Consider the following 26,683-nt stretch of genomic DNA (forward strand, 5'->3'; position numbering starts at 1 on the left):
CGTTATGTAGAGGAAGACGAAGGAATGAATGACATTAATACCGTTGGCCTATTTGATCAAATGCAATCAATGGCAGCAAAGGCTGAAGGCGCAATAGTCGATAGGGAAGCAAATCAATCCTCATTCAGTGCAATTTTTAAGAATGCTTTAAATCAAGTGAGTGATTTAAGTAATAACGCCGATTCTTTAAAAAGCCGTTTTGAACTTGGTGACCCCAAGGTAAGTATTGGCGAAGTAATGATCGCAACTCAAAAGTCAAATATTGGACTTGAGGCTGCTTTACGAGTCAGAAATAAATTTTTACAAGCATATCAAGACATTATGGGCATGCCAGTATAGACAAATCATAACTCCCAAGTTATTTTACAGGGTAGATTTTACAGGAGTTTCGTATGGCATTGGCTGATAATGCTTCAATGGTGGCAGCAAAATTTGCAAGCTTATCTATACCACGACAAATTGGCTTATTAGTTGGTTTGGCGGCGAGTGTTGCTATAGGTTTGGCAGTGGTTTTATGGTCTCGCGACCCTAATTATGTTCCTCTATATACTCAAATGAATGCCCGAGACACTGCTGAAGTCGTATCGGCTCTTGAGCGCAATGGTATTGAGTTCAAAATTGATAACAATAACAGTACCATTTTAATCCCCTCAGAAAAACTACAAGGCACGCGCCTTAAGTTAGCTGCTGAAGGCTTACCACGCGATCCGGTGGGTTCTGAGGAGCTATTCACCAGTGGTAATGCATTTAATAGCAGCCAGTTCATGGAGGTTGCGCGCTACAAGCAAGCGTTGGAAGCAGAGTTAGCTCGAACTATTAGTAAATTTAATGACATTAAAGCAGCTCGTGTGCACCTAGCTATCCCACGTGAATCTGCGTTTGTTCGTGATACACAGCAGCCTAGCGCATCAGTTTTCATTGATGTCTATTCAGGGCTTGAGCTTAAAAAGCAAACCATCGCAGCGATCGTGAATTTGGTCGCCTCCAGTATTCCTAATTTAGCAGCAAGTCGTGTTACGGTTGTGGATCAGGATGGTCAATTATTGAATGAGGGTGGTGGGCAGAGCTTCTTTACTGATACCGAGCGTTTCCTGGATTACAGACAGAATCTTGAGCGTCAATATGCGCAAAAAATTCAAGATATTCTGACACCATTATTAGGCTATGGTCGTGTGCGCGCTAAAGTATCTGCTGACGTCGATTTTACCAGCTACGAGCAAACCCAGGAGCTATTCAACCCAGAACAATCTTCTTTGCGTAGTGAACAAACACTGCAAGAGAAACGCAATGCGAATAGTGATGCACAGGGAGTTCCTGGTTCATTATCTAATACACCGCAGTCAAATCCAGCACTTACAGGTAAGAATCCAAATGCTCCAGCTAATCCGCAAGGGCAAGGACAGCAATCAGCAGAGACGACTCAAAATACTGATGTACGTACGCAAAGCACTAAGAACTTTGAGTTGGATAAAACCATTAGTCACACTAGAAATCAGCCTGGCTCGATTAAGCGCTTGTCGGTAGCTGTCTTAGTAGATAATCCTGCAGTAATGGATGAAAAAACTAAGAAGATGACTAAGAAAGCTTTAACTGCCAAGGAGATCGATCAAATCAAGCTGTTGGTGGCTGATGCGATTGGTTTAAATGCTAAACGTGGTGATAGCTTGAATGTAATCAATAGTGATTTTGTGAAGCCAGATCCTATAGCGCCTCTCCCTGAAGAACGTTTTTGGCAAAAAGAAATCTTCTGGTCCATCGTCAAGCAAGTTGTTGGCGCACTGTTTATCTTGTCAATAATCTTTGGGGTTTTAAGGCCAATGCTTAAAACCCTGGCAAGTAATAAAGGAGCGGGTGGGGATCTGCCTTATCTTGAAGAGCAGCCAGAGACTCGAGGCGAATTGCCTTTTGATGACGGAATTAATGTAGGTGATGCCCATGATTATGAGTCACAATTAAATTTACTACGCCAAGTTGTTGATAAAGAACCCAAGCGTGTTGCGCAGGTAGTTAAAACTTGGGTTGATCGAGGATAAGCGATGGATGGAATAGAGCGTGCGGCCATACTGCTTCTCAGTATGGGGGAGAAAAATGCAGCTGAGGTTTTAAGGCATTTAGAACCTCGACAGGTGCAGAAAGTTGGAATGGCAATGGCTGCACTAAATAATGTCAGTAAAACAAAAATGCAAAATGTTTTAGCTGACTTTACTAGTGCTATCGGTGACCAGACGAGTTTGGCTGTTGATACAGAGCATTATTTAAGAACCATACTTATAGAAGCCTTGGGACTAGAAAAGGCAACGCCATTTATCGACCGTATTTTGGTGTCGGATAAAGACAGTGGTCTTAATCGTTTGAAATGGTTAGATGGACGGTTAATTGCTGATGTTATTCGAAATGAACATCCGCAAATTATTGCAACCATTTTGATTCATTTGGATAGTGAGCAGGCTGCCGAAGTAGTTAGTTATTTTAGCATGGAAAAACGCTCAGAAGTTTTATTACGAATGTGTAATATTGATACTGTAAAACCAGAAGCTATTAGTGAGCTTGGACAGGTAATTGAAAAACAACTTAGCGGGCAAAAGGTGAGTAAATCAGCTTCTGTTGGTGGAATCAAAAGCGTCGCTGATGTTATTAACTATTTTGATGGTGCGATGGAAGAAGAGGTCCTGGATAAAATTAAAGAATGGGATTCGGATTTAAGTGAAAAAATTCGCGATAAAATGTTTGTGTTTGAGAATTTAGTCGATATGGACGATCGCAGCGTACAAACTTTGTTACGTGATGTATCTCAAGAGTTATTGAAGTTAGCTTTAAAAGGTACAACCGAAATAACCAAAGAGAAAATATATACTAATATGTCCAAACGTGCAGCTGACCTGTTGCGTGAAGATATTGATCTTCAAGGCCCGGTTAAGGTTGTGGATGTAGAACGGGCACAACGAGATATTCTTACAATCGCTAAGAGCTTAGCAGAAGAAGGGAAGATTGCATTAGGCTCTAAAGGTGGGGATGAGATGATTTAATTTTCGAAGGCGAGTGTACGCGTTGTGCGGGATAGAATATAGGCTCGGCTCTGCGGCAGCCCGGCTTACATTAGACAAGTTGGCGCCATTAGCGTTTACTAGGTTTTTAAATTTCACCGTTGCGTTCGCAACAGGCGAAATATAAGGGACTAAGGGTTTTACATGGCAAATAAATTTGAGCCTTATCATACAAAGCAAACTAATGATGATTTTAGTGTCTGGGATTATCAATCAACGCAAAAAAAAGAAGAGGAAGCTCCAGCTGTTGATGAGCGAGAACTCTTTCGCGCTGAATGCGAACGTTTAAAGCAAGAAGCAATACAAAAAGGCTATGAGCAAGGATTACAACAAGCCCAAGTAGAAATAGATAAAAAAAAGGAAGAGCTTATCCGTTGGCTTGATTTAGTTAAAAATCCAGTAAAACTTTTAGATGAACACGTTATCCAGGAAACATTACAAACAATTCTCTGGCTGAGCCAACATTGTATTGCTGTTGAGTTATCCGTAAACCCTGAAAAATTACGGGATTTACTTAATGAAATTAAAACCGAATTACCTACTTTGAATAATCATCGCATGCTGGCTATGCATCCATCAGATGTCGAGTGGCTTAAGGCTGAAATCGAAGAAAATGAGCTTCCTGGATTACATGAAATCTTGGCTGCAGATCCTACATTAAATCGAGGTGATTTTTATTTAAAAGGTGAGCATAGTGAGTTAGACGGCCGGATTCATACCCGCTTTGCTACTCTTTTCTCTAAGTACATTACGAAAGATAATTTAATGCCAATGAAGGTTCAGGATTAAGTTATGGAACAGTATGAATCTCGCTTGGTAAAAATAATGTCTGATGTGCGTACTCAAGAGCACTCTGGTTTATTACATTGTGGACGAATAAGTCGTGCTGTGGGGCTTACTTTAGAAGCAAAAGGCTTTAATCAACCAGTAGGGGCTCGCTGCTTTATTAATGTTAATGAATCCCACTCAATTGAGGCTGAAGTTGTTGGTTTTGGTCAGGATCGCACTTACTTAATGTCAATTGGCGCCATTCAGGGGCTTGCACCAGGTATGATCATTGCGCCTACTGGTCGTGTTGCTCGAATTGAGGTGGGCTGGCCTTTATTAGGACGTATTGTCAATGGTTCAGGTGCGATTATTGATGAAGCAGCTCCTATTGAGCTAACAGAAACTTACCCCTTAGAGTCTGCAGTAATTAATCCGCTCAAACGAGCGGCTATTGATACTTATATGGACGTTGGAATACGCGCAATTAATGGTTTACTCACCGTTGGGCGTGGTCAGCGAATAGGCCTTTTTGCAGGAAGTGGGGTTGGTAAATCAGTACTGTTAGGCATGATGACGCGTTTTACAAAAGCTGATGTGGTTGTCGTCGGTTTAATTGGTGAGCGAGGCCGTGAGGTTAAAGAATTTATTGAGTGCAGTCTTGGGGAGGAAGGTTTAAAACGAGCTGTTGTTGTTGCAGCTCCTGCTGATGAAAGCCCATTAAGACGGTTGCATGGTGCAAAGGTTGCTACCAGTATTGCGGAGTATTTCCGCGATCAGGGAAAACATGTGCTTTTGTTGATGGATTCTTTGACACGTTTTGCCCAGGCACAGCGCGAAATAGCCTTATCTATCGGTGAGGCGCCTGCAACTAAAGGCTATCCTCCTTCGGTATTTACCAAACTCCCCAAATTGGTTGAACGAGCAGGAAATGGTGAGCCGGGAAGCGGGTCAATTACCGCATTTTATACGGTCTTAACGGAAGGTGATGATTTACAAGATCCGATTGCCGATGCTGCACGAGCTATTTTGGATGGACATATTGTTTTAAGCCGTTCTTTAGCAGAGGAAGGGCAATATCCTGCTATTGATCTAGAAGCATCGATTAGCCGTGTGATGCAAACTATCGTTTCTGAAGAGCAAATGAAAGATATGTTACAGTTGAAAAAATATTTGTCTCTTTATGAGAAAAATAAAGATTTCATTCTGTTAGGGGCTTATGTGAAAGGTTCCGATCCTAATTTAGATAAGGCAATTTTAGCTCGAGATAAGATCAGGAAATATATGGAACAGGGAATGAATGAACAGGTTAATTATGAAGAGAGTGCCCGTTTGTTATCCGAGTTAGCTAAGTCATTTAGGTAGGAGTTAATTCATGAATCAGCGATTGGAACGCTTGACGCAATTATGGGAAATAAAAAAGAATTTGACGAATACTGCATATCAACAACTTTTATACGCGCAAGAGCAGTTTAGTAAAAATAAAGAAAAGCATGACCAATTAGTCGGTTATCGGCAAGATTATTTGCAACAATTAGAAACAATGGGCGAACAAGGTGCTTATGTGAGGCGTTTGCGTAATCGTATTGATTTTATCAGTCATCTCGACATGGCTCTAGTGCAATTAAATGGCCATTTAGCTCAGCTAGCCAAGGCAAGGCGAAGTGCAGAATCAACATATAAGCAAGCTAAAATTTCTGAAGAAGGTGTTAATTTATTAATAGAGCGTGTTAAAAAAGATCAAAAATCTAAATTGAACCTCCAAGAACAGAAAGAAAATGATGAGTATGCACAAAAGCAGTGGTATAGTAGAGAACTTAACGACGAGTGATTAAGCGGATACGGTGAATAAGATTATTAAAAAAATTTGGATGACCCTTGCCATCCTCATTATTCTTATGGCTGTTTTGTCCAGCGTGTTTCGCTCGTTAACTCCTTGGGCAAAACAATATAAAGGTGAGGTTGAACAGCATCTTTCAGTCCTTTTAGGGCAGCCCGTGACCATTCAAACTATGGAAACCGGATGGTATTGGTTTCAACCTGTACTTAAGTTGAAGCAAGTCACATTGGGCGGTGACTCCAGAAAATCATTTCATTTAAATAAACTACTTGTAGGAATTAATGTTTTTAGATCAATATGGAACTGGCAGATTCAGCCCGGTGTTCTTTATATTGATGACATGCATTTGACGTTAAGAGAAAAAGGCGATCATTGGACTATTGATGGTATTAGTACGGATACACTTAATAGTGAGGACATGACTCCTGAAAAAACAAAACAGATTTTAGTTTGGTTATCCCAGCAAGAACGTTTAACCATTAAACGTGTTTCCATGTATTTTCATTTTAGCGATGGTGGTTTGATTCCTGTTGATGGCCTGAATGTTTCTGTATCAAATAATGGCGGACATTATAAATTCAAAGGCAGTGCTAGACTGGAACAAACTAATAGTACTGACTTTCAGTTACTTGGGGATGGTTATTTTGATCCTGATAATTTTGATGAAATTGAAGGAAAGTTTTATTTTTCTGCTCAAAATATTATGCCCGCTCAATGGCAGAGCTTATTTCCCAATGCGACGGAACATTTAGAAGGTGGGAAAGGGGGCTTACAGGTCTGGATGGATGTGCATAAAGGCTCGGTTGCATCGGTACAAGCTCAAGTAAAATTAGAGCATCTGGCCTGGCGTTTGCTCAATAAAGAAAAAAGTCAGTTAGTGCAATCATTTTTTGCAAACCTGTCTTGGAAGCCAGACACTCAGGGCTGGCAATTGCATGGGGATCAGATCCAGTTGCGAGTTGGTCGTTTAAATTGGCCTGAAAATCAGCTTTTGGTCAAATATAATCAAGAACAACAAACGTATCAGTTTTTTATTAAGAACATCATTATTGAGTCACTACTTTCAGATGCGATTAATTGGCCTAAACGTATTCAAAGTCTATTGCAGATCAAACCACAAGGTATTTTGCATGATACTCAAGTTTTGGTGAGGCTCGCAGATCCTTCTTTCCGTATTCCGCTTATTCCTCAATTATCCTCGACTAGTGCTGCTTCGGAGCCTGTCAAAACATGGGAACAAGGAAATGAAATTACTTATGTGCTGACGCGTTTTGATCAGTTGGGATGGAATGGGAATCCAAAAACGAAAATACCTGAAGTCAGAAATCTTTCTGGTGTGGTCAATTGGCAGCCTGAGGAAGGTCGCTTGGAGCTGGACTCTGAGAATACATTGGTGGCTGCACATGGTTACCCCACGCAGAATTTGACTTTACTAAATGGAGCTGTCGATTGGAAGGAATTAAGTGATGGTTTACGGATTAGTATTGATCGCTTTGTTCTAAGCATGCCGGAGCTTACTTTAAGTGCGCAGGGTGCTGTCGACCAAGTAACGCGAGATTCTGTTGGTGCTATTCGTTTGAATGCAGAGTTTTCAGGTAAAAATATTGAGCAATGGACTCCATTTCTCCCTAAAAAGCATATGAAAGCGAAACTGTATACCTGGCTGACACGTGATCTGAAGCATATTGCTGAGCTTAGTGGAACTGTCAGCTTAAATGGGATGGCTCAAGACTTTCCTTTTGATGCTCATAATGGTGAGTTTGCTATTAACAGTCATGCAAGTGGTGGAGAGCTCTACATTAATCCTAAATGGAAGATCATTAAGGACATTGAAGGAGATATTCAATTAACTAATCGTAATTTAAATATTGCTATTCTAAATGCAGATTTTCAAGGTGTTCCTGTTAATCAAATGAATTTACGTATCGACAATATAGGTAATAATAAAGAAAATCTTATTATTACAGGAAACATCAATGCCCCCGTGCAAAAGATGGTGAATTATGTGATGTCTTCTCCTTTAAAAAGTAAATTAACGCTACTAAAACAATTGGCAATCGAAGGTTATGCCCAATTGAATCTTAATTTAGAGGTTCCGTTATATCCAGAAAACGACAAAGTATTAGCTAAAGGGGATTTAACCTTTCAAGACAATGCCATTACGGTAAAGTCCGATGTGGTGAAGTTTGGGTTAAAGGGTGTAACCGGTGAATTATTTTTCACTGATGATGGGGTAAGTGATAGTGCATTAGTTGCTAATTCGATGGGGCATCCGCTTAACATTAAGATTCAGTCAGTAAAAACGCCAAAACCAGCTACCTCGATTGCTGTAGAAGGTACCTGGACTGTTGATTCCTTGAAAACTCGCCATAATGCACCAATTCTTGCCTTATTAAATGGTTCTTTTCCTGTTAAAGCTATTTTGAAATTGGCAAATAAATCCTCTGAAGCAGATACAATTAAGTTAACTTCTACACTACAAGGTTTGGCCGTTAATTTACCTGCACCACTTGGTAAAGCGTATAATGATACAGTTCCTTTAGAAGTAAATGTGGATTTAAATGCAGATAAATCAATACGTTTAAAATCGAATTATGATGCGCGTGTCAGCACGGACTTATTATTTAAGACCACTAATGGCGCTTTAGATTTGGATTCAGGCCAGTTACGTTTGGGGAGTGCAAAAGCGATTAACCAAAAACTGCCAGGGTTAGCGATCGTTGGATCATTAAAAGGCTTTGATCTAGATGAATGGAAGGCTGTATATAATCGATATACCGCAACTGAAAACACTGGTCCTTCCTTACTTAATAAACTAAGAATTATTAATGTGACTCTGGATAAGTTTAGTATTTTGAAACAGCAATTTGATGCATTGACTGTTAAAGCAAAATTATTATCCAATAGAGATTGGGCTTTTAGCTTGAACCAAAAAAATGTCGCAGCAGATTTATTGTACCGTGTGCCAGCTAATGAGTTGAGTGGCCATATTCAACGCTTACATTTAGATAAGTTCGATACAAAAGGTATTAAGTCGGGTGAGCCTGCGAAAAAAATTCATCCGGACCAAATTCCAAATCTTAATTTACGAATTGATAACTTATCGGTAGGGACAGTCCTTATTGGAGATGTGACTTTAAAAAGCCAGTCAACCGCGAAGCGTTGGTCATTGAATTATTGTCGTATTGATTCCCCTGTATATCAATTTAATATTGATGGTGCATGGACACAGACAAAAAAAGCGGAGCAATCGACGTTCCATTTAAAACTCGAGATGAGCAATGTAGCTAAAAGTCTTGAGCGTTGGGGGGTTAATCCTTCAGTTCGCGCCAAAAAAGGTTATCTGGAATTTAAAGGTGGTTGGAACAGTGATTTAGCCGGCTTTTCATTAGTGAAACTAAACGGCGATATGTTTTTACAACTTAAGAATGGCAGAATCACTGATTTGAGCAAATCAACTGAAGGAAAATTGGATCTAGGTAAATTACTGAGTATTTTAAGTTTGCAAACCATACCACGAAGATTGCAACTTGATTTCAGCGACCTAGCATCCCAAGGATACAGTTTTGATATCTTTCAGGGGAACTTTTCGGTTCGTAAAGGAAGAATGACAACTCAGGACAGTTACATTGATGGGCCGGTTGCTTATGCAAGCATGAAGGGAGATTTAGATTTAGTAAGACAAACCTACGATATGAATTTAAAAATATCTCCACACATTACAGCCAGCTTGCCTATTGTGGCAACAATTGCTGGTGGTCCGGTTGCAGGTGTTGCCACTTGGGTTGCGACGAAAATTATTAATCAGGGCATGCAAAAAATTTCTGCTTATAGTTATAAGATTTCTGGCCCATGGAAACAACCAGTCGTACAACAACTGACTATTGTTAGGAAAAAGAATAATCCCATCCCAACAGGGCAAGGGGCGTTGAAAGATCAGCTTAATTTAGATTAATTAACCATCGCATCCTTGTTGTATGGTATTTATTACACCGAGCTAATACGGGCTACAGTTTCGTTATTTAATCCAGTTTGTAACCCATATTAGATGAAGTGTAATACGGAATGTTGCGCCAACCAACGCATATAAAAAAACATAATATTTTTATCAAGATAGTAGAATTCTGAAGCTTTCCTAGACTAAACTTAACAAATGGAAAGAGGAGTTTTTCCACAAGGTGTCGAGATATTGCCTAATCAACTCATCTGTAACCTGTAGCAATAACCTTAGCAAATCAGGCTACACATAATAAATGAAGGTTTTAAATGATTCACTTTGTTTTGGGCCGATATTGGAATATTTGTTTATTAAAGGAAAGCCCTGAAAATACCCCTTACTCAATTATTAGAGTATTTTTGAGTGGAATTGTATTAGCCATTATTATGGTAATTGAATGGAATTATTCTTATTACGATTCCTCTGGAGATCTGGGGTGGTTGTTGACTATTGCTACTTGCCTGCTTTTTTCTTATGTCATTTATACTTATGCCGTATTATTTTTAAAAGGATTTACTCCAAGATTAGTACAAACAGTTACAGCATTATTTTATACTAGTATCATTATTCACATTCTAGTAGCACCATTGGTATTTTTTGGTCCGTATTTAGCGCATATACACATAAAAAACCCTGTGCTCTTGTTTTTAGGTGTTATTTATTTATTTATGAGTATTGGATTATCTGTATGGCAATTTGTAATCACTGCACATATTTATAAATATGCACTGAGCATTACAGCCGTACAATCAGTGATCGCTGCTTTTGGTTTAATTGCTGTTAATATTTTAACTGTTTCTTCACTACAATGAGAGAATTATGCATTTACATATTTTAGGGATAAGCGGGACCTTTATGAGCGCGCTCGCGTTACTAGCACGCGAATCAGGCTACACGGTCACTGGGAGTGATGCTAATTGTTATCCCCCAATTAGTGATTTGCTAACCGCTAAAGGGATCACTTGGACTGAGGGATATGAGGATGCGAGCTTGGCATTAAAAGCGGACGTAGTTATTGTCGGCAATGCCATTAAAAGGGGTATGCCAGTTCTTGAAGCAGTCATTGAAGCAGGAAAAAACTATACTTCTGGGCCACAGTGGTTTGCAGAAAATATTTTATCCAAATATCAGGTTATCGCAGTTGCAGGAACTCATGGTAAAACGACTACAACGTCTATGGTTTCCTGGATCTTAGATCAAGCTGGATTAAATCCTGGGTTTTTAATTGGTGGTGTTTCTTCTGATTTTAAAACCAGTGCACGGCTGGGAAGTGGTAAATGGTTTGTTATTGAGGCCGATGAATACGACAGTGCTTTTTTTGATAAAAGACCCAAATTTATGCACTATCGTCCACGGATTGCTATTTTAAATAATCTTGAATTCGATCATGCAGATATTTACCCTGATTTAGCAGCAATCCAGTTACAGTTCCATTATTTATTGCGGACTATTCCTGCCAATGGTGTTGCAATTAAACCACGTGACGATAAAGCATTGAATGAAGTTCTGGAACGAGGTACTTACTCACGTGTCGAAGAACTTGCTTTATATGGTGATGCAGAATGGAGCGCTCAACTAATTGAGGAAAATGGTAGTTCGTTCAAAGTGTTACATCGTGGTGAAGAAGTAGCAGAAATCAATTGGTCCTTAATTGGACGTTTTAATGTCGAAAATGCTTTAGCAGCTCTTGCCGCAAGTGCTAATGCTGGAGTAGATCCTAAAGTTGCGGCAGAAGCGTTAGAACGCTTTACGCCGGTTAAACGACGATTAGAAGTAAAATCAAATAAATATGGGATAACAGTTTATGATGATTTTGCGCATCATCCTACGGCAATTACCCGCACAATTGATGCCTTAAAACGAAGTAATCGACATCATCGTATTTTTGCGGTTCTTGAATTTGCTTCATATACCATGCGTACGGGAGTACACGCTACAGAAATGGCGCAAGCTTTAGCGCCAGTCCAGGGAGCTTATGTATTAGAGCCGCATGATTTTGATCTTACTGAAACTATTGGTAATTGGACTTGTCCTTATCGTGTTTGTAAGAATACGGAGGAAATTGTTAAGGAAATTACAAGTAGTGTTCAAGAGGGCGATGCTATTTTAGTAATGAGCAATCGCGGATTTAATGGTATTCACCAACAATTAATCAACTCTATTGATGCACGCTACTCTAGTATTCATTGCTAAAGAGTAAGAGAAAAACTATGCCCCAAGGCTTGTCCAAGGGGCATAGCTAGCTGTTGTCCCTCATTAAAATAGATTTTTTCCCACGAAAAAAAATGCGAATGATTCTTTTTCTGTTCAATTAGTCAAATTAATAGTTGCAATATTTCAGATTGGTTGTTATAAAAAAAGAGTGCCCTTATAGATTAATGACACGTCGGTATTTACTATGCTCTTAAACGGTTTTAGGGGATAGGATATCAAGCTAAGCATCAGTATAGGCTTAGAGGAAAATCCTTAGGAATTAGGGTATTAGCAAAAGGAGATTGTATGACATTAAAAACTGTAGGGTATGAATTTCTAAGAATTAATATTCAGAATTTAAAGAGAGAATATTCTAATTATTTAGAGCGTTATACAATCGAGATGACCGAAGCAGAAAAAAAGGATGCATCTGAAATAACAGACAACCCTCTTTTGATTTTACTGGATCGGGTCAATAAGTATGTTGTTCAATGCAAAACTGATCGAGTAAGTGATCGCGACGTATTTCCTAAATTGACTGATGAAATACGGCGCTCTGCGCAAACGACTGCCGAAGATAAAAAAAGAGATACCCTTTATTTATTAGGTGGACTAATTCATCGTTATTTAAGAATTGAGACTGAATATAATGAATATAATCAGTCTAGACTCAATCTTTACTCATGGTTTAGCCGCAATACTCTTTGGAAGCCTACTGATTGCCGTTTATATGTTGCAATAAAGAGTGCATTAGGGTTGAGTGAGGCTAATAAACTGGATGACTACACTATAGTTAATGCCTTAGAGGTATTCCAAGAAAATATGGAGATGGACGTTGAGGTTGAGGAACAAGTAGGTAAAGAGAAAAAGCAGGTCAAAAAGAAACGATACCAGACCTACCCGCATTTTAGTACGGTGGATCCAAATTTCAAAAGTAATTTAGAGAAAATGATTGCCACTCATAAAGAGAGTGGAAAATCGATGATTCGACAATTTGAAGCAATTGACTTTTTGCAATCGCTAATGAAAAAGCTAGATCAGGAAAATCAGCCTATTGAACGAGAAATAAATGAATGGTGTGCGAGCCTGGCTAAGACCCATAAAAATTTTGGCTTGTTAAGTAAAGAATTAATTGAGCAACACCTTAATCAATATTATCAATCAAAACCCGAAAAAACGAATGATAAAGAACATATACAATATTTACTTGAAGGGATATTGAATAATCCAACCTTCATCGCAAATAATGATCATAGTAAATTTTTAAACGAATTAGTGATCTCTAATACTGATCCCAGCCGTAGTATTTGTTGTGGGGCTTATATTTTGTTATTGAAGCAAGGAAATCTAGATAAAAAGCTAGTTACACAAATGACCAATGCTTTTGGTTTTAGTGAGAAACTAACAATTGAGGTTCAGGTAGCTTGTCTGAAAGCCTTTAAAGCGTATGCCGATGATGTGACCGACTTGAGTAAAGCGTCAGCGCCTGAAGATGAGGTGCAATTAGATTACAAATTTTTTGGCACCTCAAAAACAATGGTGAGCCAGACAACACAATTGATCGTTATGTTGGGTGAGGAAAAAGCACATTCTTTGGTTATGTAATGTAGCCCCGGTTGCTTGCAACCGGGAAGGCATGAGCGTAGCGAACCCCTTAAGTAGAACGTTTGGTTACTGGCAACCAGGTAATTTTTAAACTGTAAACTGCATTAAACCATCCTGATAACCAACACGTATGGTATCCCCAGATCGAAACTTCCCTGACAGTATTGACTGTGCTAATGGATTTTCAAGTTGCTGTTGAATTGTACGTTTTAGAGGACGTGCCCCATACACGGGATCAAACCCAGCTTCTGCCAGATGAGCAAGAGCTTCTGAGCTGACGTCCAGATGAATTTCTTGTTGGCTCAAACGTTTACGTAAATGCTCAATTTGGATATCAGCAATTTTAGCGATCTGTGCTTTGGCCAAAGAGTGGAACACGACAGTATCATCAATACGGTTAATAAATTCAGGACGGAAATGCTGACCTACAAGCTCCATAACTGCATTTTTTACCTCTTCGTAGCTGTATTTACTACCCATTTCTTGAATGACATGAGAGCCTAAGTTTGAGGTCATGACAATAATTGTATTACGGAAATCAACAGTACGACCTTGTCCATCTGTGAGACGACCATCATCCATTACCTGCAAGAGAATATTAAACACATCAGTATGCGCTTTTTCTACCTCATCAAGTAAAATAACTGAATAAGGTCGACGTCTTACTGCCTCTGTTAAATAGCCACCTTCCTCATAACCAACATAGCCGGGAGGGGCACCAATTAAACGTGCAACAGAGTGTTTCTCCATAAATTCAGACATGTCAATACGAATCATAGCCTCTTCAGTATCAAAGAGGTAAGCAGCTAATGCTTTACATAATTCCGTTTTACCAACACCTGTCGGCCCTAAAAATAAGAAGGAACCTATTGGTCGATTGGGATCGGCTAAGCCAGCTCGAGAACGGCGAATCGCATTGGATACGGCATTAATCGCTTCCTCTTGTCCGATGAGGCGTTGATGCAAGACCTCTTCCATTTTTAAGAGTTTTTCTCGTTCGCCTTCCATCATTTTAGAAACAGGAATTCCAGTCCACTTTGAAACCACATCAGCAATTTCATCTTCGGTGACTTTATTACGGACTAATTTAGTTTCATGTTCTTCACCTTCTGCAACTTGAGTGAGGCGCTTTTCTAATTCAGGGATGCGTCCATATTGCAACTCAGACATACGGCTCAAATCCCCAGCCCGTCGAGCTATTTCCATCTCTTGTTTGGCGTTCTCTAGGGCCTCTTTAATTTGAGTGGCTCCTTGCATTGTTGCTTTTTCAGCTTTCCAAATCTCTTCGAGATCGGAGTAGCTTTGTTCGAGCTCATCAATGGTATTTTGTAAGTCATCCAATCGTTTTTTGGAGGCTTCATCATGTTCTTTTTTCAGTGCTTCACGCTCAATTTTTAATTGAATAAGGCGACGCTCTAATTTATCCATACTTTCCGGTTTTGAATCGATTTCCATACGGATAAGGCTTCCTGCTTCATCGATGAGGTCAATCGCTTTATCCGGTAATTGTCGATCGGTGATATAGCGGTGGGATAAAGTAGCTGCACCAACGATTGCCGGGTCAGTGATTTCTACCCCATGATGCACTTCGTAGCGTTCTTTTAAACCTCGCAAAATAGCAATAGTATCTTCAACGCTAGGCTCATTAACGAGAACTTTCTGGAAGCGACGCTCTAAAGCTGCATCTTTTTCAATATACTGGCGATATTCATCTAGGGTGGTGGCACCAATACAATGCAACTCACCGCGAGCTAAAGCAGGCTTTAACATATTTCCAGCATCCATAGCACCTTCGGCTTTACCAGCACCGACCATTGTATGAATTTCATCGATAAATAGAATAATTTGGCCTTCTTGTTTCGCCAAATCATTGAGTACAGCTTTAAGGCGCTCCTCAAACTCCCCACGGAATTTTGCACCAGCGATTAACGCTCCCATATCAAGAGATAACAGCCGTTTATTCTTTAAACCCTCAGGCACCTCACCATTGATGATACGTTGAGCTAAACCTTCCACAATAGCTGTTTTACCGACTCCAGGCTCCCCAATTAAAACAGGGTTATTTTTCGTACGTCGTTGCAATACTTGAATGGTCCGGCGAATTTCATCATCGCGCCCAATAACAGGGTCTAACTTACCTTGCTCGGCACGTGCAGTTAAGTCTAGGGTGTATTTTTCTAGCGCTTGACGTTGTTCTTCGGCATTCGCATCGTTTACCGTTTCCCCCCCACGAAGCTCATTAATGGCATTTTCAATGGCTTTGGGGTCACCGCCAGCTTGTTTTAAGAGACGAGCTAGAGAACCATTTTCTTCATTAATTGCTGCTAAGACAAATAACTCGCTAGAAATAAAATTATCTTTTTTTTGTTGAGCTATTTTATCAGTCAGGTTCAAGAGCCGATTTAATGAATTGGAGATATGAACATCACCACCAACCCCCGACACTTTAGGGAGCTTATCTAATGCTTGTTCTAAAAGGGTTCTTAAGAGTGAGATATTTACTCCTGCTTTACTAAGCAATGGCCGACAACTGCCGCCTTGTTGATCCAAGAGCGCTTTCATTAGGTGCTCTGGTTCAATGAAATTATTATCTCCACCTAAGGCCAAAGATTGAGCATCAGCCAAAGCCATTTGGAATTTTGAGGTCAATTTGTCCATTCGCATATTTATTCACCTTATCTTATGGGTGTTATTTCTATCTTATCTACCGTAAAATGGGGTTTAATTTAATTATTTCAAGTGATGAATATGACTACAGAAATTTCTTCTAACTCTAACTCTAACTCTAATCCTGATCCGCAAGCTTTACTTAATCAAATCATTATAGACTACATAAAAGAGCAAAAGCGTAAACGCCGATGGCGCTGGTTTATGCGGGTTGTGTACTTATTAATAATCCTTTTTATTGCCTATCAATTCATGTCTAGTAGTAATGAAGAAAGTGGCACGAATACAAAGCCGCACGTGGGTTTAATTGATTTAAATGGCGAAATATTTGATGCGAAGCCAGCTAATGCTGATGATTTTGCAAAAGGAATGGAATCAGCATATAAAAATTCAGGATTAAAGTCGTTAATTATTCGCATTAATAGTCCTGGTGGGAGCCCTGTACAAGCAGAATATATGTACAATGCCATTAAATTTTATCGCGCCAAGTATCCTGACATTAAAGTTTATGCCGTTTGTGTTGATTTGTGTGCTTCTGCCGCTTATTACGTAGCAGCTGCTGCGGATGATATTTATGCTAGCCCTGCCAGTATGGTGGGTTCAATCGGGGTTATTTATAGTGGTTTTGGTTTTGTGGATGTTATGAATAAGGTTGGTGTTAGCCGTAGACTGCAAACGTCAGGGGTAAATAAAGGATTTTTAGATCCATTCTCTCCAGAAACTGATGAGCAAAAACAAAAGTTACAAGTAATGCTTGATACAGTGCATCAGCAATTTATTAATCGTGTAAAAGAAGGGCGTGGAAGTCGTCTGCATATTGATAATGATACCTTCTCAGGACTTATGTGGACTGGTGAGCAAGCTTATCCTTTAGGTTTGATTGATGGTTTTGCTAGCAGTGGTCAGGTGGCTCGTGATGTTATTAAAATTGATTCATTAATTGATTACACACATAAGCAAAACATTTTTGATCGTGTGACTAAAAACTTAGGAACTGCGATGGCGGATGAATTGCCATCTAGTTTGGGTATGAAGACGGGGATTAGGTAGGTTTAAACGTAATACGGGTATTTGTGCCACAACTTCCCGTATTACGCCTTTATCTAATACGCGCTACGTATAGTCACTTTATTTAAAAGCAATAAAACTGCCGTCATAGCGAATAATGTGAAGCAATCCCGGGGTTCTATGCTTCAAGTCTTGGGATGATGTTTGAGGAAAATCTGGTTGTGAGCAACCAGATTCCACCGTTTATATAAAAGCTTAAATATATAATTATTCGGCGTAAGAAATATTTGTTACCGTTAAATTACGTTCACCATCACTCACCCGCAATGTTATGCTATCCCCAACTTTGGCTTTCAATAATGTTTTCGCCAAAGGGGAAATCCAGCTTATTTTTCCTACATTAATATCTGCTTCATCCAATCCTACAATTTTGACAGAATGAGATTCACCATGTTCATCAATATATTGGACGGTGGCGCCAAAAAATACTTGAGTAAGACCTACTTGAAGTTTAGGATCGACAATTACAGCACTTTCTAATTGTTTCGTTAAATAGCGAATGCGTCGGTCAATTTCACGTAAACGTTTTTTTCCATAAATGTAATCACCATTTTCCGAGCGGTCACCATTACTTGCGGCCCAACTTACTACGCTCACAATTTTAGGTCGTTCATTACTAACTAAATCGCGTAATTCCGTTTGCAACATTGAAAAACCAATAGGGGTCATATAATTTTTGATACGTGGTAGCTTATTATCTTCTTTAGTAATAGTCTTTCTCACCACAAATTCCTATAAGATTGTCGTTATGACAGGGTACTTTAAATTATATCACTCTATTCTACGAGGGTAATTAAATTTAAAATCAATAAAACTGCCCTCATTGCGAACGTAGTAAAGCAATCCAGGGGGCTGCGCTTCCAGCTTCTGATGCACCAGATCCTCAAAAAATGATATCTATTCGTGAGGATGAGTGGTAGCCCTTAATCGATGGAAAAGCAAAGCCTATATTGGTTCTGCTTCTGGCCCGGGAAACGAAGAACAAACATCCCATTTTAGTTTGTAACGTGCCTAGCTCATTGATTAGTGTATTTGTGTCAGGCAACCAATCTTGGTTGATGCTGTTTTAAGGAAACCTGGTTGCGAGCAACCAGGATACTTATTTTGCGGTAGGTATTTTGTATACCTTATCTTAAAGCAGGGGAGATTGTTTGTAATAGCGCTTTAAATACTTTTGGTGTTCCTGCTACGACATCGCCATGTTTTAGGAAGTCTTCACCACCTTGAACGTCACTGATTAAGCCGCCGGCTTCTCTAACGATTAATGAACCAGCAGCAACATCCCAAGGGCGTAAGCCTAATTCCCAAAAGCCATCAATACGGCCACTGGCAACGTAAGCCAAATCAAGAGCAGCGGAACCTGTTCTTCTCACTCCGGCACATTTGCCAAATAATGCTTCAAAAGCAGGTAAATAGCGTTGGCCTATGCTTGCGTCACGAGAGGGGAAGCCTGTACCTAAAAGCGATGCGCTCAATTGAGTTTGATTTGATACACGGATTCTGCGGTCGTTTAAGCGCGCTCCACGTCCACGGCTAGCTGCGAAACATTCATGACGTAATGGATCGTAAATAACTCCGTGCTCTATTCTTCCTTTAATTCTTAAAGCAATTGAAACTGCAAAAAATGGGAACCCATGCAGGTAGTTGGATGTACCATCCAAAGGATCAATGATCCAGACAGCATCTTCATTAGCACCTTCTTGCATTCCGCTTTCTTCAGCCATAATTCCATGATCTGGATAGGCCTTACGGATGGCATTAATAATTACCTGTTCCGCTTTAATATCAACTTCACTAAAGAAATCATTAGGTGCTTTAGAAGTTACTTTGAGATGATCCACTTGCTCCATGTGGCGAATAATAATTTCCCCGGCTTGACGTGCCGCATTCACTGCAATATTTAAAAGTGGTTCCATGGATTTCTCGTTGAAATTACAAAACCGGTGATTCTAGCATATTTTTTTTGTACAAAGGTAACTCTTTTCACTTACATGATGCCTGAATAGGATTCAGCTAGGTGCAAAAGCACTTAAATGATATCATATACGCCTCTTTTGCATTAAGTTAAATCGCCTTTATGAATTTAAGTTCAATTCGTATCATTTTAGTTGGTACATCACATCCAGGTAATATTGGTTCAACTGCTCGAGCTATGAAAACTATGGGTCTAAGCTCACTTTACCTGGTTAGCCCTAAGTCTTTTCCCGACATGAAAGCACGTGAAATGTCTGCAGGAGCCGATGATCTTTTAGAAACCGCGGTGGTTACTGATACGCTGGATGAGGCTTTAGTAGGTTGTCAGCTAATTTTAGCAACTAGCGCAAGGCCTCGAGGGCTCTCATTACCAGGACTAACTCCTGCTGAAAGTGCTGAATTGGTAAGCAAGCAAGCGGATACAACCCAAATTGCTATTGTATTTGGGCGTGAATATGCGGGTCTTACTAACGAAGAACTGCTAAAATGTCATTATCATATTCATATTCCCAGTAATCCTGAGTACAGTTCGCTTAATTTATCTCAGGCAGTGCAGATTGTTGCTTATGAATTACGTATGAAATTGTTAGCGCCTAAGGCCGAAGTTTCTTTACGTGCTGCTGATGACTATGCTACCGCTGATGAAATTGAACAATTTTATGAGCACTTAAGAGAAGTGTTTATTGAAATTAAATTCTTAAAGGAAACAAATCCACGACGCTTAATGCAACGTGTAAGACGCTTGTTTAATCGAGTGAATTTAGAAAAGATGGAAGTTAGTATTTTACGAGGTATGTTAAGCCAGGTACAAAAATCACTGGAGTGGGCTAGCAAACGAGGTAAAAGTGAAGAAGGAAATTAAGGTCCCTATTTATCTGGATTATATGGCAACCACACCTGTGGATCCACGGGTAGTTGAGCGCATGCTGCATTTTCTAGGTCCTGATGGTGATTTTGGAAATCCTGCATCAATTACGCATGACTTTGGCCGTAGAGCGGCTCAAGCAGTTGAGCAGGCTCGTTACCAGATTGCTGAGGTAATTCACGCCTCTCCTCAAGAGATTATTTTTACATCTGGAGCCACTGAAGCTGATAATTTAGCGATTCTCGGTGCGGCAAATTTTTATCAGAACAAGGGTAAACACGTGATCACTATGAGTACCGAGCATAAAGCGGTGCTGGACAGTTTTCATCGTTTAGAGAAGGATGGTTTTCAAGTCACTTATCTTGAACCTGAGGCTGATGGTTTACTGGATTTGCAGCAATTGGAGCGGGCTTTACAACCCGATACCATTTTGGTGTCGATTATGCATGTGAATAATGAAATTGGGGTGATTCAAGATATTGCTGCCATTGGGGAGTTATTGAAAGAGAAAGGCATTATTTTTCATGTGGATGCCGCACAAAGTGCAGGGCGTCTTGCGATTAATGTAAGCACACTTCCTGTCAATTTAATGTCTTTCTCTGCTCATAAATGCTATGGACCTAAAGGGATTGGGGGTCTATATGTGCGTCAGCGGCCTAGAGTGCGTTTACAGCCACAAACTTTTGGGGGCGGGCATGAAAACGGTTTGCGCTCAGGTACCTTGGCAACGCATCAAATTGTTGGTATGGGCGAAGCCTTTGCATTGTCTGAATGTGTTCGCGAAGAAGAGCAAGCGCGTCTTTTACATTTTCGCCACCGATTGTGGAATGGAATTAGGCATTTACCCGGAATTCAGCTCAATGGTCATAAGGAACAACGTATTGCGGGTAATTTGAACATTAGCTTTAAAGGATTGGATGGTGATTCTTTATTACTTGCCTTGAGTGATTTGGCTGTATCTACAACTTCAGCCTGTAGTTCGGCAAGTATCCAGCCTTCTTATGTCTTAAAGTCGATAGGTTTATCTGATGAATTGGCTCAGAGTTCGATTCGATTGTCTTTAGGGCGTTATACTAGGGAAGAAGAGGTAGAGCATGCAATCAAGGTGATTAATGCTCAAGTGGCCCATTTACATAACATATCCCCATTATGATGTATAATAAAACAGTACTTGATTATTTTTTTTCACCTGCACATGTAGGGATTATTGATTTAAATGACCATACCGTTGTTGTTAAAAACAATCAAAAAAAGCAAGGAACTATTGAGCTCTATATGCAATGTGGACAGAATAGGGTGATTCAGCGTATTTGTTTTAAAACCAATGGTAATCCTTATCTTATTGCTGGTTTGGAGTGGTTATGTCGGCAGATAGAGGGTAAGCTAATCGATGAATTACCGCCAATTGATTATCAGTTATTGGTGAATGAGTTGAGTATACCCGTAACTCAATATCCATTGGCTTTACGGATTTTTAGTGTTTTTAAAGAAACGTTAATTTTAATGAATAACAAGTTGCTTCCGAATGAGCAGCATACCTAGAGGTATATATAATGAGTGTAGTAATGCAACATGCAGTAAATGAGCTGACACCAGAAATCAGTTTCACTGAATCAGCAATAAAACACTTAACTTCCTATTTACAAAAGAATACTGGGCATGCGGGTGTGCGTTTGTCAGTTAAAAAAACTGGGTGTTCGGGTTTTTCTTATGTTGTTGATTATGTCCATGCTCCTGAAGCGGGGGATTTGGTCATGTTGCTAAATGAGAACTATGTAGTTTGTGTGGATAAGGCAAGTTATCCTTTTCTTAGAAATATGAATGTTGATTATGTGAAGCAGGGATTAAATTATAAATTTATTTTTAATAATCCAAATCAAACAGGGCAATGCGGATGTGGAGAGAGTTTTACTGTTGAGTAGTTGCCCTGGTTTTTATTAATGTCTTCTCGCTCCAAATTCCGCCGTTATTGCGTACAAAATGAAGCAGCCAGGGGTATACACACCTGGCTACGCTTTTCGCAATTAAGGTTCTATTTTTTCATTTAAATCTCATCGCCGTTATTGTTAATGAAGTGAAGTAATCCAGGGTTCAGTACTTCGAGCTTTAGACTGGTTCCGTCGCTATTTTTTTTTACCAACAGTACAATTTATTTAAACAATAATTCAGAGTGAATTCGCTGAGTCAATGTTTTTTGGGTAATACAACATCACTAGGATAATGTTAGCTCATTACGGTTTATTGACTTTCAATTGGTGTATTTCTTAATCTAAGCTAATTATTATTAAGATTTTAATCGCGAAGTTAAGTTTTTTTCTCTCTATTTATCTGCCCAATAATTAATCTAATTTTAAGAAAATTATTTTTTTTCCTTAAGGTTCCCTTAAGGTTCCCTTAAGGAAAGACACAAATTATTCATTACAAAACATACGGTTAGTACAAAAATAATCCTTAGTGAGCATAATAGATGAAATTAAATAACAAAATAACCTTGGGATTTGGCGCGTTAAGTGATAAAATTTTTTTATCTTAATATTTCCTTAATAAATGAATATCATTAAAACAATGTTTACACTCTTTGGGATGTTTGATACTATATAGACCATGGTGTTCAGTGAGAGAATCTACTGAGCATAATTTGTTTGTTAATTTGTACTAGGAGACTTAAATGAGTACAGAAGTTATGGTGCAAAACAGCGAGTCGCTTTCGCATCAAGTTATTCATGCGGTAAAAAACTATTTAACTACTGTTAATAATAAAGATGCTAACTTGAACTTATATCAATTAATTGTTGAAGAAGTTGAAGCACCTTTATTCAGAACTGTTATGGAATTAACTCGTTACAATCAATCTAAAGCTGCTCGTGTTTTAGGTGTAAGCCGTGGTACTTTACGTACTAAGCTAAAGCGTTATTTTGATGATGAGTTTATCGGTACTCGCGATTTCTAATTTGATATTGCGTGAGAAGTTGTAGTTTTTTGTGGTTTTTTCGTATAAAGCACTCATTATAGTGGCCTTTAGCTAAGCACTCTGCTACTATTGGTAACAGAGTTGGTTAGACAATCGCTCCTTGCTTCGGTAGGGGGAGGAAAGTCCGGGCTCCATAGGGTAGAGTGCCAGGTAACGCCTGGGAGGCGTAAGCCTACGGAAAGTGCCACAGAAAATATACCGCCTCTTCGGAGGTAAGGGTGAAATGGTGCGGTAAGAGCGCACCGCGCGTCTGGCAACAGACGTGGCAGGGAAAACCCCACTCGGAGCAAGACCAAATAGGAATCCATTTGACTACAATGTCATGACGTGCGACCCGTACGGGATTCGGGTAGGTTGCTTGAGGCATGTGGTGACGCATGTCCCAGATGAATGATTGTCCAAGACAGAACCCGGCTTATCGACCGACTCTTTCTTTTTTTCCTTCATATAATCATTGTGTTGTTGTTACGTTGGGCTGAAAAGCCCAACGGTGAATTTAATAGCCCTTTTTAATTATAAAATTCCCTCAAAATATTGTAATAGCCATGCTTATTGCAATTTATTGGTGTTTTTTAAGAAACTTAGTTGCTCACAATGAATGGAACTTACTTAAAGCCGAGGTAGCTCAGTGCTGAGTGAATGACACCCAATACCTGAGCTCCTACTTCACATTTATGTTGGGCTTCGCGCCGCTCAGCGCCAACCTGCATTTTAGAAGTAGCCCGGTTGCTTGCAGTCGGGAAGCTATGAGCGCAGCGAACTCCTTAAGTAAGTATTATTCGCTGCGAGAAAAGTGTGTACCTCACCCTGCCAGGTGTTTTTTTAACAGTGTATTAATTAACTCTGGGTTTGCTTGGCCTTTTGTCTGCTTCATCATTTGTCCTACAAAAAAGGCTAATAAGCGTTCCTTTCCTGCCCGATACTCAGCGGTTTGCTCTGGGAATTGTAGGAGGAGAGAGGCAATCATTTCTTCTAAGCCTGCGGTATCTTCCACTTTTTGATAACCTTCTCGCTCAATAAGCGCGTCGATGTCCTCTTCACCGGCCCATAAGAATGCAAACAAAGAGCGGGCATTTGTTAATGAAATACTATTCTCATGCAATTTATCTAAAAGCTGTGCCATTGTTTTTGCAGAAACTCGAGGAGTTTCAAAACTTAAATGCTCATTATTTAGTGCGGCCGCATACGGACCTTTTAACCAGTTAACAATCACTTTTTCTGAGGCTTGGCTCATCATTTTGATGTCTTTATAGAAGTGATAAATTGCTGGCGCTGAAAGAAGAAAATCAATGTCATCTCCTTTTAGATTTGGGAGCTGAGTTAATTGAGCACGAATTTTACTGGGTAAGTCAGGTAGTTGGCTTTTTATTTCAGCAATCTGGTAGCGGGTGATTTGAATTGGTAATAAATCAGGATCAGGAAAATAACGATAATCATTTTCATTTTCTTTTTCACGCATGGTATGGGTGCTGTTGGTATCCGGATTATAAAGGCGGGTTTCTTGTATGATTTTCTCTCCACACTCCAACAAATCCTGATGCCTTGCCGCTTCATAAGCAATGGCTTTTTCAATATAACGAAATGAGTTTAAATTTTTTAATTCCGTACGAGTTCCTAAAACAGTGGCACCTTTAGGCTTTAATGAAAGGTTCACGTCACAGCGAAATGATCCTTCCTGCATGTTTCCATCACAAATTCCTAAAAACTGGACCAATTGATGCAAGGTTCTTAAATAGCTAATCGCTTCTTGGGCTGAATACAAACAAGGGGCCGTTACTATTTCCAATAATGGGGTGCCTGCACGGTTTAAGTCAATTCCACTAAAGCCTTGCTGCACACCATGTAGCGACTTGCCTGCATCCTCTTCTAAATGAGCGCGTACAATTTCTATCTCGCGTTCACTACCATCCTCTAGAGTAATTTTAAGTGTACCATTACTCACAATGGGTTTTTGAAATTGGCTGATTTGATATCCTTTAGGGAGATCAGGGTAAAAATAGTTTTTACGTTCAAAAATGGATTGATCATTAATATCAGAATGAATAGCAAGACCAAATTGAATTGCCATAGTTACTGCTTCTTGATTCAGTACAGGCAAAACTCCAGGAAAGCCTGCGTCAATCAAACAGGTTTGGGTATTGGGCGCTGAACCAAAGGCTGTGGAGGCGCCAGAAAAAAGTTTGGATTTTGTTTTAAGTTGGACATGTACCTCAAGCCCAATTACAGTATCCCATTCCATAATTCACCTCTATTGCTGTGGTTTGGCTTGATGCCAATCAGTATGTTGTTGATAATGATGTGCTGCGTTCAGCAGAACTCCCTCGCTAAAATGCTTACCCATTAATTGCATGCCAATAGGTAATCCCTTAGCAAAGCCTGCAGGTATAGATATTGCGGGAATGCCTGCAAGATTAGCAGCTACAGTAAAGACATCAGCGAGATAGTTTTGAATGGGATCAGCGATTTTTTCACCCAATTTAAATGCTGTTGTTGGGGTGGTTGGGCCAAGAATCACATCAACCGAGCGAAGAGTGGTGAGTAGTTCTTCTTGAATTAAACGGCGAATTTTTTGTGCCTGTAAATAATAGGCATCAAAATAACCTGAAGAGAGAACATGAGTACCGGTAATAATGCGACGTTTTACTTCTGCACCAAAGCCTTCACTGCGTGAACAGCGGATCAATTCATTCAGATTTGCTGCTTTAGCGCTGCGATGACCAAAGCGCAGCCCATCATAGCGAGATAAATTAGAGGAGGCCTCTGCACAGGCAACAACATAATAGCAGGGCACCCACAAGGGTTGTAGCTTTAAATCAAGAGGAATTATTTCTGCTCCCAGGCTTTCATATACTTTAACCGCGACGTGAATGGCTTGTTGAATTTCAGGCTCTACTTGAGGTTGAAAAAAACAAGAAGGCAAGCCAATTTTTAATTTCCCTAAGGGTTTATTTAATTCGCTTTCATAGCTAGGTATTGCTGTCTCTACAGAGGTTGAGTCTTTATTATCAAAACCTGCAATAGCCTGTAAAGCTAAGGCCAGGTCTTCAGCGCTACGAGCCATTGGGCCAGCTTGGTCTAGACTGGAAGCATAAGCAACCATTCCATAACGTGAGACCAAGCCATACGTTGGTTTAATACCACTGATCCCACAAAATGCCGCGGGTTGGCGTATGGAGCCGCCTGTATCTGAGCCAATAGAAAAGGGGATTAAACCTGCAGCAACGGCCGCAGCTGAGCCACCGGAGGAACCACCAGGAACTCGCTCTTTATCCCAAGGATTTTTTACTGCGCCAAAATAACTATTTTCATTGCTAGAGCCCATAGCAAACTCATCCATATTGGTCTTACCGACTAATATGGCACCATATTCTTTTAATTTTGTTGTAAGAGTTGCTTCATAGGGGGATTGAAAGTTAGCTAACATTTTTGACCCACAGGTAGTGGGCATCCTCCGGGTGCAAAATAAATCTTTAAGCGCTATTGGAATTCCAGTAAGTGCATGAGCATTGCCTCGTCGTAATTGCAGATCAGCTTGTTGCGCATTCGTTAATGCTTGTTCCTCATCCAGACTAATAAAGGCGTTCAACTCTTGATATTTATTAATTTGCGTCAGATAGTGCTGAGTGAGTTCGACACTGGATAGTTTTCCTTGATGGAGGGCTTCAGATAATTGTTTTAAAGCGAGTTGTTCCAT

General features: G+C 39.8%; 21 protein-coding genes and 1 other RNA gene. 17 read left to right on the forward strand and 5 right to left on the reverse strand.

Annotation, left to right across the window (positions count from 1 at the left end; translation table 11 throughout):
* Window positions 1-24: 24 nt before the first annotated feature.
* The 10 genes from fliE to J2N86_RS07420 all read left to right on the forward strand — a co-directional run bounded on the left by fliE (window position 25) and on the right by J2N86_RS07420 (window position 13,444).
* Window positions 25-339, forward strand: a complete 315-nt coding sequence (fliE, locus tag J2N86_RS07375; RefSeq protein WP_252578692.1) for a flagellar hook-basal body complex protein FliE — start codon at window positions 25-27, stop codon at window positions 337-339.
* A 53-nt stretch (window positions 340-392) separates the two neighbouring features.
* Window positions 393-2,033, forward strand: coding sequence for a flagellar basal-body MS-ring/collar protein FliF (fliF, locus tag J2N86_RS07380; RefSeq protein WP_252578693.1), 1,641 nt, complete (start codon window positions 393-395; stop codon window positions 2,031-2,033).
* 3 nt (window positions 2,034-2,036) lie between these two features.
* A complete protein-coding gene (gene fliG, locus J2N86_RS07385) occupies window positions 2,037-3,026 on the forward strand; it encodes a flagellar motor switch protein FliG (protein ID WP_252578694.1) in 990 nt (329 codons plus the stop codon).
* Window positions 3,027-3,188: 162 nt separating this feature from the next.
* The gene (locus J2N86_RS07390) at window positions 3,189-3,833 is read left to right on the forward strand and encodes a flagellar assembly protein FliH (protein ID WP_252578695.1); all 645 of its coding nucleotides are present in this window, start codon (window positions 3,189-3,191) and stop codon (window positions 3,831-3,833) included.
* 3 nt (window positions 3,834-3,836) lie between these two features.
* A complete protein-coding gene (fliI, locus tag J2N86_RS07395) occupies window positions 3,837-5,174 on the forward strand; it encodes a flagellar protein export ATPase FliI (RefSeq protein ID WP_252578696.1) in 1,338 nt (445 codons plus the stop codon).
* Between the two features lie 10 nt (window positions 5,175-5,184).
* Window positions 5,185-5,640 (forward strand): flagellar export protein FliJ, encoded by a 456-nt coding sequence (gene fliJ, locus J2N86_RS07400; RefSeq protein WP_252578698.1) that lies wholly within the window; start codon window positions 5,185-5,187, stop codon window positions 5,638-5,640.
* A 13-nt stretch (window positions 5,641-5,653) separates the two neighbouring features.
* Window positions 5,654-9,604 carry a YhdP family protein gene (locus J2N86_RS07405; RefSeq protein ID WP_289781823.1) on the forward strand — a complete coding sequence of 1,317 codons (3,951 nt, stop codon included), beginning with the start codon at window positions 5,654-5,656 and terminating at the stop codon, window positions 9,602-9,604.
* Between the two features lie 311 nt (window positions 9,605-9,915).
* Window positions 9,916-10,458 carry a hypothetical protein gene (locus J2N86_RS07410; RefSeq protein ID WP_252578699.1) on the forward strand — a complete coding sequence of 181 codons (543 nt, stop codon included), beginning with the start codon at window positions 9,916-9,918 and terminating at the stop codon, window positions 10,456-10,458.
* 7 nt (window positions 10,459-10,465) lie between these two features.
* Entirely contained in the window at window positions 10,466-11,839 is a 1,374-nt protein-coding gene (gene mpl / locus J2N86_RS07415; RefSeq protein WP_252578701.1) for a UDP-N-acetylmuramate:L-alanyl-gamma-D-glutamyl-meso-diaminopimelate ligase, read from the forward strand.
* A gap of 306 nt (window positions 11,840-12,145) precedes the next feature.
* A complete protein-coding gene (locus J2N86_RS07420; protein WP_252578702.1) occupies window positions 12,146-13,444 on the forward strand; it encodes a hypothetical protein in 1,299 nt (432 codons plus the stop codon).
* 87 nt (window positions 13,445-13,531) lie between these two features.
* On the opposite strand, the gene clpB is transcribed toward J2N86_RS07420, so the two are convergent.
* The gene (gene clpB, locus J2N86_RS07425; RefSeq protein ID WP_252578703.1) at window positions 13,532-16,108 is read right to left on the reverse strand and encodes an ATP-dependent chaperone ClpB; all 2,577 of its coding nucleotides are present in this window, start codon (window positions 16,106-16,108) and stop codon (window positions 13,532-13,534) included.
* Window positions 16,109-16,192: 84 nt separating this feature from the next.
* Here clpB and J2N86_RS07430 point away from each other — a divergent pair, with 84 nt between their 5' ends.
* Window positions 16,193-17,161, forward strand: a complete 969-nt coding sequence (locus J2N86_RS07430; RefSeq protein WP_407658954.1) for a S49 family peptidase — start codon at window positions 16,193-16,195, stop codon at window positions 17,159-17,161.
* A gap of 225 nt (window positions 17,162-17,386) precedes the next feature.
* Here the strand turns inward: J2N86_RS07430 and greB are convergent, their stop codons facing one another.
* Window positions 17,387-17,902, reverse strand: coding sequence for a transcription elongation factor GreB (gene greB / locus J2N86_RS07435; protein ID WP_252578704.1), 516 nt, complete (start codon window positions 17,900-17,902; stop codon window positions 17,387-17,389).
* 404 nt (window positions 17,903-18,306) lie between these two features.
* A complete protein-coding gene (locus J2N86_RS07440; RefSeq protein WP_252578705.1) occupies window positions 18,307-19,095 on the reverse strand; it encodes an inositol monophosphatase family protein in 789 nt (262 codons plus the stop codon).
* 161 nt (window positions 19,096-19,256) lie between these two features.
* On the opposite strand from J2N86_RS07440, the gene trmJ reads away from it, so the two are divergent.
* From trmJ to rnpB, 6 genes are all read left to right on the forward strand, one after another.
* Window positions 19,257-20,015, forward strand: coding sequence for a tRNA (cytosine(32)/uridine(32)-2'-O)-methyltransferase TrmJ (trmJ, locus tag J2N86_RS07445; RefSeq protein ID WP_252578706.1), 759 nt, complete (start codon window positions 19,257-19,259; stop codon window positions 20,013-20,015).
* A 22-nt stretch (window positions 20,016-20,037) separates the two neighbouring features.
* Window positions 20,038-21,171: an IscS subfamily cysteine desulfurase gene (locus J2N86_RS07450; RefSeq protein WP_456085779.1), complete on the forward strand. Its 1,134-nt coding sequence runs from the start codon at window positions 20,038-20,040 to the stop codon at window positions 21,169-21,171.
* Window positions 21,168-21,560 carry an iron-sulfur cluster assembly scaffold protein gene (locus J2N86_RS07455; protein WP_252578708.1) on the forward strand — a complete coding sequence of 131 codons (393 nt, stop codon included), beginning with the start codon at window positions 21,168-21,170 and terminating at the stop codon, window positions 21,558-21,560. The genes J2N86_RS07450 and J2N86_RS07455 overlap by 4 nt, the downstream gene beginning before the upstream one ends.
* A gap of 11 nt (window positions 21,561-21,571) precedes the next feature.
* A complete protein-coding gene (locus J2N86_RS07460; RefSeq protein ID WP_252578709.1) occupies window positions 21,572-21,940 on the forward strand; it encodes a HesB/IscA family protein in 369 nt (122 codons plus the stop codon).
* A 746-nt stretch (window positions 21,941-22,686) separates the two neighbouring features.
* Entirely contained in the window at window positions 22,687-22,968 is a 282-nt protein-coding gene (locus tag J2N86_RS07465; protein WP_252578710.1) for a helix-turn-helix domain-containing protein, read from the forward strand.
* A 98-nt stretch (window positions 22,969-23,066) separates the two neighbouring features.
* Window positions 23,067-23,423, forward strand: an RNA gene (gene rnpB / locus J2N86_RS07470) — RNase P RNA component class A.
* A gap of 368 nt (window positions 23,424-23,791) precedes the next feature.
* Here the strand turns inward: rnpB and gatB are convergent.
* Complete coding sequence (gatB, locus tag J2N86_RS07475) at window positions 23,792-25,228, reverse strand: Asp-tRNA(Asn)/Glu-tRNA(Gln) amidotransferase subunit GatB (protein ID WP_252578712.1); 1,437 nt, start codon at window positions 25,226-25,228, stop codon at window positions 23,792-23,794.
* 9 nt (window positions 25,229-25,237) lie between these two features.
* Window positions 25,238-26,683: an Asp-tRNA(Asn)/Glu-tRNA(Gln) amidotransferase subunit GatA gene (gene gatA / locus J2N86_RS07480; protein ID WP_252578713.1), complete on the reverse strand. Its 1,446-nt coding sequence runs from the start codon at window positions 26,681-26,683 to the stop codon at window positions 25,238-25,240.

Origin of the sequence: Legionella lytica, assembly GCF_023921225.1 — a bacterium.
GTDB lineage: Bacteria > Pseudomonadota > Gammaproteobacteria > Legionellales > Legionellaceae > Legionella > Legionella lytica.